At 71.0% G+C, this 13414-nt stretch carries 14 protein-coding genes and 1 pseudogene; 9 read left to right on the top strand and 6 right to left on the bottom strand.

Features of this window, described 5'->3' with window-relative positions; translation table 11 throughout:
* Positions 1–32 precede the first annotated feature (32 nt).
* Together WG212_RS11875 and WG212_RS11870 are read left to right on the top strand one after the other, a co-directional pair.
* Positions 33–437, top strand: a complete 405-nt coding sequence (locus WG212_RS11875; RefSeq protein ID WP_337187309.1) for an NADH:ubiquinone oxidoreductase subunit NDUFA12 — start codon at positions 33–35, stop codon at positions 435–437.
* A 2-nt stretch (positions 438–439) separates the two neighbouring features.
* Complete coding sequence (locus tag WG212_RS11870; RefSeq protein WP_337187308.1) at positions 440–1426, top strand: DUF2155 domain-containing protein; 987 nt, start codon at positions 440–442, stop codon at positions 1424–1426.
* Here the strand turns inward: WG212_RS11870 and aat are convergent.
* Positions 1411–2013: pseudogene (gene aat / locus WG212_RS11865) on the bottom strand (leucyl/phenylalanyl-tRNA--protein transferase); the annotation flags it as partial. The gene WG212_RS11870 and the pseudogene aat overlap by 16 nt on opposite strands.
* Positions 2014–2126: 113 nt before the next feature.
* Here aat and WG212_RS11860 point away from each other — a divergent pair.
* Genes WG212_RS11860 through WG212_RS11845 form a run of 4 tightly spaced genes read left to right on the top strand, consistent with a single transcriptional unit; the run spans position 2127 to position 5883 of the window.
* Positions 2127–3317 (top strand): glycosyltransferase, encoded by a 1191-nt coding sequence (locus WG212_RS11860; RefSeq protein ID WP_337187307.1) that lies wholly within the window; start codon positions 2127–2129, stop codon positions 3315–3317.
* 1 nt (position 3318) lies between these two features.
* The gene (locus tag WG212_RS11855; protein WP_337187306.1) at positions 3319–3834 is read left to right on the top strand and encodes a PepSY domain-containing protein; all 516 of its coding nucleotides are present in this window, start codon (positions 3319–3321) and stop codon (positions 3832–3834) included.
* Between the two features lie 19 nt (positions 3835–3853).
* On the top strand, positions 3854–4528 hold the full coding sequence (locus tag WG212_RS11850; protein WP_337187305.1) for a response regulator transcription factor: 675 nt from the start codon (positions 3854–3856) through the stop codon (positions 4526–4528).
* A complete protein-coding gene (locus WG212_RS11845; protein WP_337187304.1) occupies positions 4525–5883 on the top strand; it encodes an ATP-binding protein in 1359 nt (452 codons plus the stop codon). The genes WG212_RS11850 and WG212_RS11845 overlap by 4 nt, the downstream gene beginning before the upstream one ends.
* Before the next feature lie 221 nt (positions 5884–6104).
* On the opposite strand, the gene accC is transcribed toward WG212_RS11845, so the two are convergent.
* From accC to aroQ, 3 genes are read right to left on the bottom strand one after another with little or no spacing between them, the layout of a single operon-like run.
* Positions 6105–7448, bottom strand: coding sequence for an acetyl-CoA carboxylase biotin carboxylase subunit (gene accC, locus WG212_RS11840; RefSeq protein WP_337187303.1), 1344 nt, complete (start codon positions 7446–7448; stop codon positions 6105–6107).
* 5 nt (positions 7449–7453) lie between these two features.
* Positions 7454–7945, bottom strand: coding sequence for an acetyl-CoA carboxylase biotin carboxyl carrier protein (gene accB, locus WG212_RS11835; RefSeq protein WP_337187302.1), 492 nt, complete (start codon positions 7943–7945; stop codon positions 7454–7456).
* Positions 7946–7975: 30 nt separating this feature from the next.
* Positions 7976–8413 carry a type II 3-dehydroquinate dehydratase gene (gene aroQ, locus WG212_RS11830; RefSeq protein ID WP_337187301.1) on the bottom strand — a complete coding sequence of 146 codons (438 nt, stop codon included), beginning with the start codon at positions 8411–8413 and terminating at the stop codon, positions 7976–7978.
* A gap of 298 nt (positions 8414–8711) precedes the next feature.
* Between aroQ and thiS the strand changes: the two genes are divergently transcribed.
* The 3 genes from thiS to WG212_RS11815 are packed head-to-tail and all read left to right on the top strand — an operon-like array spanning position 8712 to position 10184.
* Positions 8712–8912, top strand: coding sequence for a sulfur carrier protein ThiS (thiS, locus tag WG212_RS11825; RefSeq protein ID WP_337187300.1), 201 nt, complete (start codon positions 8712–8714; stop codon positions 8910–8912).
* Between the two features lies 1 nt (position 8913).
* Positions 8914–9705, top strand: coding sequence for a thiazole synthase (locus WG212_RS11820; protein WP_337187299.1), 792 nt, complete (start codon positions 8914–8916; stop codon positions 9703–9705).
* Positions 9702–10184, top strand: coding sequence for a DUF6882 domain-containing protein (locus WG212_RS11815; RefSeq protein ID WP_337187298.1), 483 nt, complete (start codon positions 9702–9704; stop codon positions 10182–10184). Before WG212_RS11820 ends, WG212_RS11815 begins: the two co-directional genes overlap by 4 nt.
* 39 nt (positions 10185–10223) lie before the next feature.
* On the opposite strand, the gene WG212_RS11810 is transcribed toward WG212_RS11815, so the two are convergent.
* Together WG212_RS11810 and WG212_RS11805 are read right to left on the bottom strand one after the other, a co-directional pair.
* Positions 10224–11627 (bottom strand): aldehyde dehydrogenase family protein, encoded by a 1404-nt coding sequence (locus WG212_RS11810; RefSeq protein ID WP_337187297.1) that lies wholly within the window; start codon positions 11625–11627, stop codon positions 10224–10226.
* Between the two features lie 98 nt (positions 11628–11725).
* Positions 11726–13216: an FAD-dependent oxidoreductase gene (locus tag WG212_RS11805; RefSeq protein ID WP_337187296.1), complete on the bottom strand. Its 1491-nt coding sequence runs from the start codon at positions 13214–13216 to the stop codon at positions 11726–11728.
* Positions 13217–13414 lie beyond the last annotated feature (198 nt).

Genomic DNA, 13414 nt, shown 5'->3' with positions numbered 1-13414 from the left:
CGCGCGAATTTCCGACCCCGAAGGGCCCGAGCGTGTCTGTCCTGAAGACGATCTTCACCTGGTGGAACGGCGCCACGCCGGGCGTCCTCTTCACCATCTCGCGCCGCGGGCGCTTCGTCGGCCAGGACGAGCTGGGCAACCGCTACTACGAAGCCCGTGACGACCGCGACAGCTACGACCGCGGCCGCAAGCGGCGGTGGGTGGTCTACAAGGGCTATGCCGACGCCTCGAAGGTGCCGCCCGACTGGCACGGCTGGTTGCGCTACACCTATGACGAGCCGCCGACCGAGGCGCCGCTGCGGCGCCAGGCGTGGGAGAAGGATCATCTCCCCAACCTGACTGGCACGATCTACGCCCGCCGCCCTCAGGGCGCGCTCGCCCGCGGAGGCGAACGCCAGCGCGCCGCGGGCGACTACGAGGCCTGGTCGCCGGAATAAGCGTGAGCGTCCCCCGCCGCCACCGTCGCGTCCTGCCGATCGCCCTCGCGGGCGCCGGGGTCGCCGCGCTCGCGACGGGACTGGTCGTGGCGGGTGGCGTGGTGGCGCAGCCGGCGGCCCCCATTTCGCCCAGCCCCATTTCGCCCAGCTCCGGGGCGCCCGGCTCCGGGGCGCCCGGCTCTGCGGCGCCTGGCCCGGTGGAGACGCCCGTCGCCCCCGAGCCGGGACGGCCCGTCGCCGAGGAGGCGCCGCCCGTCACGATCGCGCTGCCGCCACCGCCCGTCGCCGCGCCCCCCGTCCAGCCGGGGGAGGTGGCGCCTGCGCCGCCGCCCAAGGACCAGGTGGCCGAGAAGCCGGTGGAGGCCCCGACCCGGCGCGCCCGCTACGAGGTGGCGGTCATCCAGGCGCTGGACAAGATCACGGCCGAGACGTTGCGGTTCGAGGCGCGGGTGGGCGCGCCGGTGCGCTGGAAGGGCCTGGTCTTCACGGTCCGGGCCTGCGAGCGCTCGGCGCCGGACGAGGCGGTGGCCGATTCCATCGTCTATCTGACCATCGACGCCCAGCCGCGCCCGCAGCCGGGCCGTCCGACGCCGCCGGCGCGCGAAGCGTTCCGTGGCTGGATGTTCGCGGCCTCGCCCAGCCTGAACCCGCTGGAACACCCGATCTACGACGCCTGGGCGATCAGCTGCAGGACCAGTTCGCCGGTGGTCGCCGCCGCGCCGACGCCGGCGCCCAAGGCCGCGCCGGCCGACGTCGGAAATCCGGCGGCTCCGCCCGTCAAGGCGCCGACACTCCCGCCGGGACCCCAGCCGACGGCCCGCCCATCGCAGGCCGCCCCGTCGCAGGCCGCCCCGTCGCCGGCCTCCCCGACGTTGACGCTCCCGCCGCCGACCGTCCCGGTTCCGGCGCCGGCCCCCGAGGCGCCCTCCGCGCCAGCCCCGGCGCCTCCGCCCGCCGCGCCATCCGAGCCGCCCGCGCCGATCGCGTAGAAGTCGCCCGCCGCCGCGACGGCGGCGCGCAGGCGCGCGTGATAGTCGGCCCGCGCGATCTCGACGGCGCCGAATTGCGTGAGGTGTTCGGTCAGGAACTGGGTGTCCAGAAGACGGTAACCGCCCGCGATCAGCCGCCCGGCGAGATGGACCAGCGCCACCTTCGAGGCGTCGCGCCGCCGTGAGAACATGCTCTCGCCGAAGAACGCGCCGCCCAGGGACACGCCATAGAGCCCGCCCACGAGCGCGCCGCCCTGCCAGCACTCCACGCTGTGCGCGTGGCCGAGGCGGTGCAGGTCGAGGTAGAGCGCCTCGATCGGGCGGTTGATCCAGGTCTCGGTGCGCCCCGGCCCCGAGGCGGCGCAAGCCAGGATCACGGCATGGAACGCGGTGTCGATACGCACCTCGAACGGATCGCCGCGCACGGTGCGCGCCAGCCGCCGCGGCACGTGGAAGGCGTCCAGCGGGATCACGCCCCGCCGCTCGGGGTCGATCAGGAAGACGCGGGAATCCTCGCGCGCGTCGGCCATCGGGAACACGCCCCGCGCGTAGCAGTCGAGAAGGTCGTCGGCGTCGAAGGCGGCCATACCCGACGTCTAACGCGAAGCCCCGCACGGCGAACATGGCGAAAAGCAAATGTCGGGGCGACGTGGCCGTCAGGGGCGCCGGCCATTCTGGGACCATGTCCGGAAATCGTCCCGTGGCCCTCTTCTGCGGTGGGCTCGCCGCCGATGGCGTCGCCCGCAACACCGTCCATCTGGCCAACGCCCTGGCCCGGCGGGGCGTGGCGGTCGAGGTGATCTGCCTGGAAGGCGGCGCCCTGGCGCGCGAGCTGCGCGGCCCTTCGCTCACCTGCCTGGGCCGCGGGCGCGGACCCCGGGGCCTGGCGCTGGCCGCGGCGGTGGCCGCGCTTCGGGCGCGGATCCTGGCGCTGGACCCGGCCGTGGTGGTGTCGATGGGCAACCACGCCCACCTGCCCCTTTGGGCGGCGCTGCGCGGGCAGCCCGGCATCCCCCGGATCTACCGCATCAGCAACGACCCGGCCCATGACGGCCGACTCGGCCTGCGTCGCATGCTGCGCCATGCGGGGCTGGGGCTGATCGCCGGAGACGCGACCCGGCTGGTCTGCGTGTCGGAGGCCCTCTCACGCCTCGGCGCGTTCCGGCGCGCCCACCGGGACGGTCGGGTCGTGGCCCTCGCCAACGGCGTGGATGTCGCGCGCGTGCGCGCGTGCGCCGCCCGTCCCGGCCTCCATGCCTGGACCAACGACAGCCGCCCCTACCTGGTGGCTGTCGGCCGGGTGCATCCGCAGAAGAACTACGGGGCGCTGATCCACGCGCTGGCGCGGCTGCACGCCACGGGCCGCTCCGATCTGCGTCTATTGATCCTGGGCAAGGCGCCGGCGGCCCATGTGGCGCCCCTGCGGCGACTGGCCCGCGAACTGGGCGTGGCCTCGGCCGTGCGGTTCGAGGGCGAGACGGCCGATCCGTTCCCCATCGTGGCGCGGGCGGCGGCGTTCGTGCTGCCGTCGCTGTGGGAAGGCGCCTCCAACAGCCTGCTGGAGGCGTTGGCCTGCGGCGCGCCCGTGGTGGCCGGCGACGGGGCGGGAAACGCCGCCGAGGTCCTGGGGCAGGGCCGGTTCGGCCGGCTGGCCGACGCGCGGGACCCCGACGCCCTGGCGGACGCCATCGCCCTGCAACTGAACCCCCGCCACCGCATCCTGCCCGGCGCGCGCGCCGAGGACTTCGACCTGGAGGCGGTGCTGGACCGCATGTGCGCCGTCGTGCTGGGCGCGCGCCCGGCGCATGACGAAATTCAAATCCGCGCGGAAGGCGAGCGTCAGCCGCCCCGGCTATCCGATCCGCTGCGGGGGCCCAATACGGAGTTCTGAGATGATGTTGCGATCCACCCTTCTGGGCCTTTCGGCCGCCATGATGCTGGCCGTCCCGGCCTTTGGCCCGGCCGCCGCTCAGGTGGTGCGCCCCAAGGTGACCCTGGCCCAGGCTGTGGCCACCGCCGAGCGCGAGCTTGGCGCCCGCGCCTATGACGCCGAGTTCGACATGGACCTGGGCGACATGGTCTACGAGATCGAGCTGGTGAAGGACGGCAAGCCGATCGAGGTGAAAGTCGACGCCCAGACGGGCCGGATCGTGCGCCAGTCCACGCCGCTCCGCGCCCGCATTCCGATGCTTCCGCGCGAGCACCTGCGGGCGGTCCAGACCGCGCCGCGCAGCTTGAGCCAGACCATCGCCGCGGTGGAGGAAGCCACCAAGGGCAAGGTCACCGAGATCGGCCTGGAGCGCCGGGGCGGGCGGCACTACTACGAGGTCGAGCTGATCGGCGCCCAGGATCGGGACGTGCTTGTGGATGTCCGTACGGGCGCCATCATGCCCCTGATCGGCGACTGAGGCGGCCGCGGAGTCGGGCATGCATGTGCTGGTGGTCGAGGATGACGCGCGGGTGGCGAGCCACGTCGTCAAGGGCCTGAAGGGCGAGGGCTGGCTGGTCGACCATGTGGCCGACGGCCGCCAGGCGCTGTTCCAGGTGGCGTCCGAGACGTACGACGTGATCGTCCTCGACCGCATGCTGCCCAATGTGGACGGCCTGAAGATCCTCCAGACCATGCGGGCCTCCGGCGACAGCACGCCGGTGCTGATCCTCTCGGCCCTGGGCGACGTGGACAACCGGGTGAAGGGCCTGCGGGCCGGGGGCGACGACTACCTGGCCAAGCCCTTCGCCGTCTCCGAACTGCTGGCCCGCGTCGAGGCGCTCAGCCGGCGCAAGGGCGTGGTCCAGGAGGAGGCCACCGAGCTTCGCCTGGCCGACCTGGAGATGAACCTCCTGTCGCGCACCGTCACCCGGCAGGGTCAGTCCATCGACCTGACCACCCGCGAATTCCTGCTGCTGGAGTATCTGCTCCGCAACGCCGGGCGCGTGGTCAGCCGCAGCATGCTGCTGGAGGCGGTCTGGGACTACAACTTCGATCCCCAGACCAACATCATCGACCAGCACGTCAGCCGCCTGCGCCAGAAGATCGACAAGGACTTCGACCCGCCGCTGCTCCAGACGGTGCGGGGCATGGGCTACACGCTGCGCGCATGAGGCTGCGCAATCCTCTGCGTCACCTGACGCTGCGGCTGACGCTGATCTACATCGCGCTGTTCTGCGGTTCGATCGGCGTGATGCTGGGCGTGGCCTATGTGGCGGGCGTCTGGCGTCCGCTTCAGGTCGTCGAGGCGCGCATACAGGACGAGAGCGACGAGCTGGTCCGGATCTTCGAGACGAAGGGCCGCGACGCGCTCATCCTGGCGCTGGACAGGCGGGCGAACGCGCCCTCGCTTCGCATGCCGTACCATGTGCTGATCGCGCCGAACGGCGCCGTGGTGGCGGTCAATCTGGCGAGCTGGCCGGTCAACCGCGGCGAGGAATGGCTCCGGTACGAGTTCGACACCTACGCCAGCGGTTCCGAGGAGGAGCACGAGGCCGTGGTCCGCGACGTGCTGCTCTCGGGCGGCTATCGCCTGCTGGTGGGCCTGGACACCGAGGACCTCGACGAGCGGGAGGACCTGATCGAGGAGGCGCTGTTCTGGGGCTCGGGCATGAGCCTGGCGCTGGGGCTCATCGGCGGTCTGGTGATGACCTGGGCCGTCTCCAAGCGCCTGGAGAGCATCAACCGGACGGCGCGGGCCGTGATCGGCGGCGACCTGTCGGGCCGGATCCCCCTGCATGGCAGCGGCGACGACTTCGACCAGCTCTCGGCCACCCTGAACGAGATGCTGGGCCGCATCGAGGAACTGGTCTCGTCGATCAGCCGGGTCTCGGACAACATCGCCCACGAACTGCGCACGCCGCTCACCCGCCTGCGCGCCGAACTGGAGGAACTGGCGGCCTCCACCGACGACCGCGCCGAGGTCGAGGCGCGTTCGGCCGCGGCCCTGGACGAGGCGGCCCGCCTCCAGTCCATGTTCGAGGCCCTGCTGCGCATCGCCCGACTCCAGAGCGGTCCGCGGGGCGACCTGGAGTCGGTCGCGCTGAGTCCCCTGCTCAAGGACGCGGTGGAGCTGCATCAGCCGGCGGCCGAGGAGAAGGGCCAGACGGTCGAACTGGACATCGCGCCGGACCTGACGACGCCGGGCGACCGCGACCTCATCTTCCAGATGGTCTCGAACCTGCTGGACAACGCGGTCAAGTTCGCGCCGGCGGGCGGCACGGTGACGCTGGCGGCCGGCCGCACCCGGGACCAGCGGGTCGAGGTGACCGTGTCCGACGACGGGCCGGGCGTGCCGGCGCAGGACCGGGAGCGGGTGTTCGAGCGGTTCTACCGGGGTGGTCAGAGCGAGCCCGGGTTCGGCCTGGGCCTCAGCCTGGTCCGCGCGGCCGCGCGCCATCAGGGCGCCGACGTGCGCCTGGAGGACGCCGGGCCGGGCCTCCGCGTCGTCCTGACCTTTCGCGCCTGAGCGCGCGAACCACGAACGCAAGCCGGGATCGCCGACGCCCGATCCTGAAAGGCCGCGAAGCGGCGGCTCTCTAGACTCAAGGAACCACGGAAAACACGGAAGGACACGGAAGGCGAAGCTGCGATTCCGTGTTTTCCGTGGTTTTCCATAGCGGGGCCTCCGCTCGCGCGGAGGCGTGGGAGACAAGCTCCACCCGTTCGTGTTCTTCGGGGGGCGCGCGCCTAAGCCTGGCTCGCCATCCAGCGTTCGAGCCAGTGGATGTCGTAGGCGCCCTTCAGGATGTCGTCCTGTTGCAGCAGGTCCTGGAACAGCGGGATGTTGGTGTCGATGCCACCCACGACGATTTCGCCCAGGCAGCGGTTCAGGCGCGCGATGCATTCCTCGCGGTCGCGGCCGTGGACGATCAGCTTGCCCACGAGGCTGTCGTAGTAGGGCGGGATCGAATAGCCCGCGTAGAGCGCGCTATCCATGCGCACGCCCAGGCCGCCGGGGGCGTGATAGTCGGTCACCAGGCCGGGCGAGGGCGCGAACGTCCGGGGGTTCTCGGCGTTCACCCGGCACTCGATGGCGTGGCCCTCGAAGACCACGTCCGATTGCTTGAAGCTGAGCGGCAGGCCCGCGGCGATGCGGATCTGCTCGCGCACCAGGTCGATGCCGGTGATGGCCTCGGTGACCGGGTGCTCCACCTGGAGGCGGGTGTTCATCTCGATGAAGAAGAACTCGCCGTTCTCGTACAGGAACTCGATGGTGCCGACGCCCAGGTAGCCGATGGCCCGGACCGCATCGACCACCACCTGGCCGATCTTCGCGCGGGCGGCGGCGTCGATGGCGGGCGAGGGGGCCTCCTCCAGCACCTTCTGGTGGCGGCGCTGGAGCGAGCAGTCGCGCTCGCCCAGGTGGACCACGTTGCCGTGGCTGTCGGCCACGACCTGAAGCTCGATATGCCGCGGGGTCTGGAGGTAGCGCTCCATGTAGACCGCGTCGTCGCCGAACGCGGCTTTGGCCTCGGCGCGGGCGGTCTGGACGGCCTCGACCAGGTCGGCCTCGGTCTTCGCCACCTTCATGCCGCGCCCGCCGCCGCCGGCGGCGGCCTTGATCAGGACGGGAAAGCCGATGTCCTTGGCCGCGGCGATGGCCTCGTCCTCGGTGGTGACCGCGCCGTCCGAGCCGGGGACCACGGGGATGCCGGCGGCCTTCACCGCCTGCTTGGCGGTGATCTTGTCGCCCATCATGCGGATGTGCTCGGGCTTGGGTCCGATGAAGGTGAAGCCGTGGGCGTTCACGATCTCGGCGAAGCGGGCGTTCTCCGACAGGAAGCCGTAGCCGGGATGCACCGCCTGGGCGCCGGTGATCTCGCAGGCGGCGATGATCGCCGGGATGTGCAGGTAGCTCTTGGCGGCCGGGGGCGGGCCGATGCACACGCTCTCGTCCGCCAGCCGCACCCACATGGCGCTGGAGTCGGCCTCGGAATGCACGGCGACGGTGGAGATGCCCATCTCCTTGCACGCCCGGTGGACGCGCAGGGCGATCTCGCCCCGGTTGGCGATCAGGATCTTGTCGAACATGGCGGCTACTCGATGATGGCGAGCGGCTCGCCGAACTCCACCGGCTGGGCGTCCTCGACCAGGATCTGCACGATCTTGCCGCCGCGGGGGGCGGGGATCGGGTTCATGGTCTTCATCGCCTCGACGATGAACAGCGTCTGGCCCGCCTCGACCGTGTCGCCCACCTTCACGAAGGCCGGGGCCCCGGGATTGGGCTGGAGGTAGACGGTGCCCACCATCGGCGACTTCACGGCATCGCCCGCGGCGACCGCGGGCGCGGCCTCGGCGGCGGAACCGGAGGCGGGCGCGGACGCCGCAACGGGGGCGGCGGCCACCGGAGCGGGCGCGGCCAGCACCTGCTGGACCGGAGCCGCCGTGAGGGTCTTGGCCACCCGGATCTTCAACTCGCCCTGTTCCACCTCGATCTCGCTGAGGCCGGTTTCGGTCAGGATGTCGGCCAGCTTGCGCACGAGGCGGGCGTCGAACGGATCGGCAGGCGCCTTCGAGGAGGTCGGCATGGGTGTCGGCCCTTGTCTTTCGGTCTTGGTCTAGCGGGCCAGGCCCGCGGCGGCCTCGACGGCCAGTTCATAGCTCGCGGCGCCGAAGCCCGAGACCACGCCCGTCGCGGCCAGCGACACATAGGTCTTCCGGCGGAACGACTCGCGCGCGGCGGGGTTCGACAGGTGGCATTCCACGATCGGAATGGAGAGCATCTTCAGCGCATCCAGCAGCGCGATCGAGGTGTGGCCATAGGCGGCCGGGTTCAACACCAGGGCGCACGCCGCCTCGCGGGCCTCCTGGATCCAGTCGACGAGGTCGCCCTCATGGTTGGACTGGCGGAACACGACCTCGAATCCCAGCGACTGCGCCCGCGCCTCGCAGAGGCCGCGCACGTCGTCCAGGGTCTGGTGGCCGTAAATCTCGGGCTCGCGCGTCCCCAGCAGGTTGAGGTTCGGACCGCTCAGCACATAGATCGGTTTCGGCATTCGGCTCCGCCGCTCGATTCCGCCGGACTTGTAGCCATCAACGGCGGCGCTCACAAGGACGGGCGGGATATGCGATGAGCCGCCGCGCGAGCGGAGGCTCCGTCATGGAACCACGAAAGGCACGAAAGGCCACGAAAGCGCTCTGGATCCCCTGGAGTGATCCCGACGGGCCGCGGCACACACCTTATTCGTGGCCTTTCGTGTCTTTCGTGGTTCTCGAAACTCAGGGGGCGCCGCTTCGCGGCCTCGCGGGACCGGGCGCCTTGTCTTCGTCACCGCGGGGGGCCACAAGCGGGCCATGCGACTGACGCTCAACGGAGAGAGCCGCGCGTTTCCCGGCGTCGCCGACGTGGCGGCGCTGGTGGCGGCGCTTGAACTGGATCCGCGAAAGGTGGCCGTGGAGCGGAACCTGGAGATCGTGCCGCGTTCGGCCTATGCGAAGACCCCGCTCGCCGACGGCGACCGGATCGAGATCGTGCATTTCATCGGAGGCGGCTGACGTGGACGGCGCGACCCACAAGACCGAGGATACCTGGACCGTCGCGGGTCGCACCTTCCGCTCGCGCCTGATCGTCGGCACCGGCAAGTACAAGGACTACGCTCAGAACGCCGCCGCCGCCGAGGCGGCGGGGGCCGAGATCGTCACCGTGGCGCTGCGGCGCGTGAACCTCAGCGACCCCAGCCAGCCGATGCTGGTGGACCATGTGAAGCCCGACCGCTTCACCTTCCTGCCCAACACCGCGGGCTGCTTTACCGGCGAGGACGCGGTCCGCACCCTGCGCCTGGCGCGCGAGGCCGGCGGCTGGGACCTGGTGAAGCTGGAGGTGCTGTCCAATACCCCGCACCTGCTGCCCGACATGGAGGAGACGCTGCGGGCGCTGAAGCTGCTGATCGCCGACGGCTTCCAGGTGATGGTCTACTGCTCGGACGACCCGGTCTATGCGAGGAAGCTGGAGGACGCCGGCGCGGCGGCCATCATGCCCGCGGCGGCGCCCATCGGATCGGGCCGCGGCATCCAGAACCTGCTGAACCTCGGCCTCATCATCGAGCAGACGAAGGTCCCCGTCCTGGTGGACGCCGGCGTCGGCACGGCTTCGGACGCGGTGATCGCCATGGAGCTGGGCTGCGATGCGGTCCTGATGAACACCGCCATCGCCGAGGCGAAGGATCCCCTCCGCATGGCCCGCGCCATGAAGCACGCCGTCATCGCCGGCCGCGAAGCCTACCTCGCCGGCCGCATGGGCAAGCGCCTCTACGCCGACCCGTCGTCGCCGCTCAGCGGGCTGATATGACGCGCAGGCGCGACCCGTTCGGGCCGCGCGAGCCGGAGGCCACGCTCGCGCGGAGCATGGCGGCGCTGCAGGAGAAGACCCGGTCGAACATGGCCTGGGGCCTCGGAAGCACCGAGCGTTGGAACGTCAGCCTGGAGTCGGGCCTTATCACCTTCAGCGGGGATGGGCGGATCGTATCGGCTGCGGTCCAGGTGATCGGGACCTACAGTTCCGAAGACGGAACCTGGTTGTGGGGCTGGGACCACCCGTCCGTCCTGCCCGAACTGGCGCGCGACGCGGAACTGGCCCGCCGCTTTGGCGAGGAGCATGGCCTCTCGGACTACACGCGTCGGAAAGTGGAGTGCGACGAGCAGGCCGCGTGGCAGTTCACGGCCGTCGCATGCCATCTGGCCGGCGCGACCGGGGCCTATCGAGGTCCAAGCGGCTCGACATATGTCTTCATGACCTTCGGTCCCGTCACCATCGGCCGCCTGACCTGAACGCCTCATCCCTCCCCATGAAGGGGAGGGATGGGTGGCTTACCTCGCCATGTTGAGCACCTGGACCTGGGTGAACTCCTTCAGGCCCTCTTCGCCGAGCTCGGAGCCGACGCCGGAGAACTTGGCGCCGCCGAAGGGCAGGTGGGGCTTGAGGTCGGCGTGCTTGTTCACCCACACCGAGCCGGATTCCATCTGTTCGGCCAGGCCCCACGCCTTCTCGGTGTCCTTGGCCCAGATCGAGCCGCCGAGGCCGTAGATCGAGGCGTTGGCCCGCCGCACCGCCTCGGCCGGGTCGGAGTATTTGATGACGGGCATCACCGGGCCGAACTGCTCCTCGTCGACGAGTTGCGCGCCGTCCTCGATGTCGCGGACGATGGTGGGCTGGATGAAATAGCCCTTGTCGCCCTTGCGGCCGCCGCCGGCGATGACCTTGCCGTCCTTCTTCGCGCCCTCGATGAAGCCCATGACCTTCTCGAACTGCTGCCGGTTCTGCAGCGGCCCCATCTGGACGCCCTGTTCGAGGCCGTCGCCCACCACCATCTCGCCGGCCAGCCGGGCCAGCTCGTCGCACATGGCGTCGTACTGGCTCTCGTGGACGTAGATGCGCTTGGCCGCGATGCAGACCTGGCCGGCGTTCTGCATGGCCGCGCCCAGCACCTTGGGCGCCGTCTCCTTGGGGTCCATGTCGTCCAGGACGATCAGGGCGTCGTTGCCGCCGAGCTCCAGCGACACGCGCTTGAGCGCATCGGCCGCGCCGGCCATCACCTTCTTGCCGGTCTCGGTCGAGCCGGTGAAGCTGATCTTGCGGATGCCCGGATGCTTCGTCATCTCGCCGCCCAGGTCGTTGGCGTCGGCGATGATGTTCACGACGCCCGGCGGCGCGATGTCCCGGATGATCTCGCCCAGCTTCAGCGCCGTCAGCGGGGTGGTCGGCGCCGGCTTCACGATCACCGTATTGCCGGCCAGGAGGGCGGCGGGGACCTTGAAGGCCATCAGCATCACGGGGAAGTTCCAGGGCACGATGCAGCCCACGACGCCGAGGGGGCGGCGACGCACCTCGATCCGGCCCGACGCGTCGTCCTGCACCACCTTCGAATCCAGGCTCAGGGTGGCGAAGTAGCGGAAGAACGCCGAGGCGCCGAAGATCTCGCCGGTGGCGTCGGCCAGCGGCTTGCCCTGTTCCTGGGTCAGGAGACGGGCGAGGTCCTGGAGATTGGCCTGGATCGCGTCGGCGATCTTCACCAGCACCGCCCGGCGGTCGTCGATCGGGGCGCCGCTCCAGGCCGGGAAGGCCGCCTGGGCGGCCGCCACCGCCTGGTCGAGCTGCGCCTTCGAGGCCCGCGCGCAGGTGGCGAACACCTCCTCGGTGGCCGGGTTCACGACGTCCAGCGTGGCGTCGCCCGCCACCAGTTCGCCGCCGATCAGAAGCCTGTAGTCCGACATGGGTGTCCTCCCGGGATCTCTTCGGGAGGAGGCAAGACCCTTTACGTCGGGGCGGTCAAGCCGAGGGCTCTATCCACGGCGGGAAGCGGGATCGCGCGTCAGGCCGCAGCCTGAAGGCGCTCCCTGTCCGCCGTCACCGAAACGCCGACCTTCTGCAGCATCTCGGTCCGATCGGGCCCGCCCCTGGCGGGATAGAGGTCGGCGTTCCGCGCTTTCCCGCGCGCCCAGGTGCGGAGGATCCTGGCCATGTTGCGCGGCCGCCGCAGCCAGGCCTGGGGATGCTCCAACATGTGGAAACCACGCAGGAACTCGCGCAGCAGGTCCACGTCCTCGCGGATCGCCACCGCCACGCCGTCCTCCAGGAAGCTTTTCATGACGCGTCCCCGCAAGCTGGGCTTCGAGCCCGGCAGCAGGGCGGCGCGCGCGCGGCGGATGGCGGCCCGGTCGGACTGCTTCATCACCTCGTAATAGGGGCGCAGCTCCCGCTCCAGGCCGGCGCGATAGGCGATCAGGCGCTGGCCTGGGTCGCGTCCGGCGTCCAGGACATCGCGCAGCAGGTGGGCGCTCACCGCCGCGAACGAGCAGCCCCGGCCATAGAGCGGGTTGGTCCGCACCACGCAATCGCCGACGGGGAAGAAGCCCGTCACCGCCGGCCGGCCCTCGGGCGCCATCTCGCGCCAGCGGCTCTCGAGCTGGCCCATGCCGAACACCCGGCTGGTGGGCGTCGCCCGCTCGGGATCGATCCAGGGCGCCACGCCGGGCAGCTCGCGGCACATGGCGTCGAACACCTCGGGGTCGACGATGGCCTTGCGCATCTCCTCCTCGACCTCGGGCGCGCACAGGGTGATCGAGAAGCACCCGTTGTCGCCGGGGAAGACGCCGAACTTGAGATAGCCGAGGTCGCCGGTGGAGCCCGCCCGGCCGCGCGGCGGCTCCTCGCAGCCGGGATTCAGGCGGTAGTGGCGGGTGAAATAGATCACGCCGCACGCCTCGGACGTCTCGGGGATGGTGACGCCGGCTTCGGCGAGCTGCTCGAACGCCTGCGAGGTCCGGCCGGCGGCGTCCACCACCAGATCGGCCGTCAGCAGGCTGTCGTCCTCCAGGCGTACGCCGGTGACGCGCGGCGGCGAGCCCGCTTCCACGACCACGGTCTTCACGAACGTCTCGGGGCGGATCTCGACGCCGGGCAGCCGCTCGGCGTAGCGCCGCATCTCCAGTTCCAGGGTGGTGCGGCGGCTGGTCAGGATGGCCAGGTCGCGGTCGATGGGCGCGGGGACGTAGCGTTCCTTGTGCTTGGCCGTCAGCGAGCCCTCGAAGCCGAGTTCCCGGCAGCCCGCCGCCAGCAGGGCGTCCAGCAGCGCCGGGTGCCGGTCGCGCACGATGGTGCGCAGGCGCGCGAGGAAGGCGTGGCTGTGCCGCAGGTGGCCCACGCCGCGCCGCTGCCAGCTGTCGAACGCGGCGTCGGCCCCGCCCTCGGGCGGCGGCGGGTCGCGGTCCAGCACCACGACCTCGCGGCCGGGCGCGGCCAGCGCCATGGCGCTCCACAGGCCGGCCATCCCCGCGCCGACCACCACCACCCGTTCCGTCATGCCGCTCCGCTCCATCTCCGAGGCGAGGGCGAGTCTAGCAGAGGTCGGAGTTTACGTTGGGGCGGCGCGCGGCGAGGTTGGCGTCCGTAGTGATCCCGGTGGGCCTGGATCGTGTCGTGCGGCAGGTCTTCCGGCCAATCTGACAACATCCTGACGGCGGAATTACAAGTTTCGCAGGTTCGCGATCCTTCGTTGCGA

This window comes from Phenylobacterium sp., assembly GCF_037189685.1.
Taxonomy (GTDB): Bacteria; Pseudomonadota; Alphaproteobacteria; order Caulobacterales; family Caulobacteraceae; genus Phenylobacterium.
This window is presented reverse-complemented; position numbering and strand designations above follow the sequence as displayed.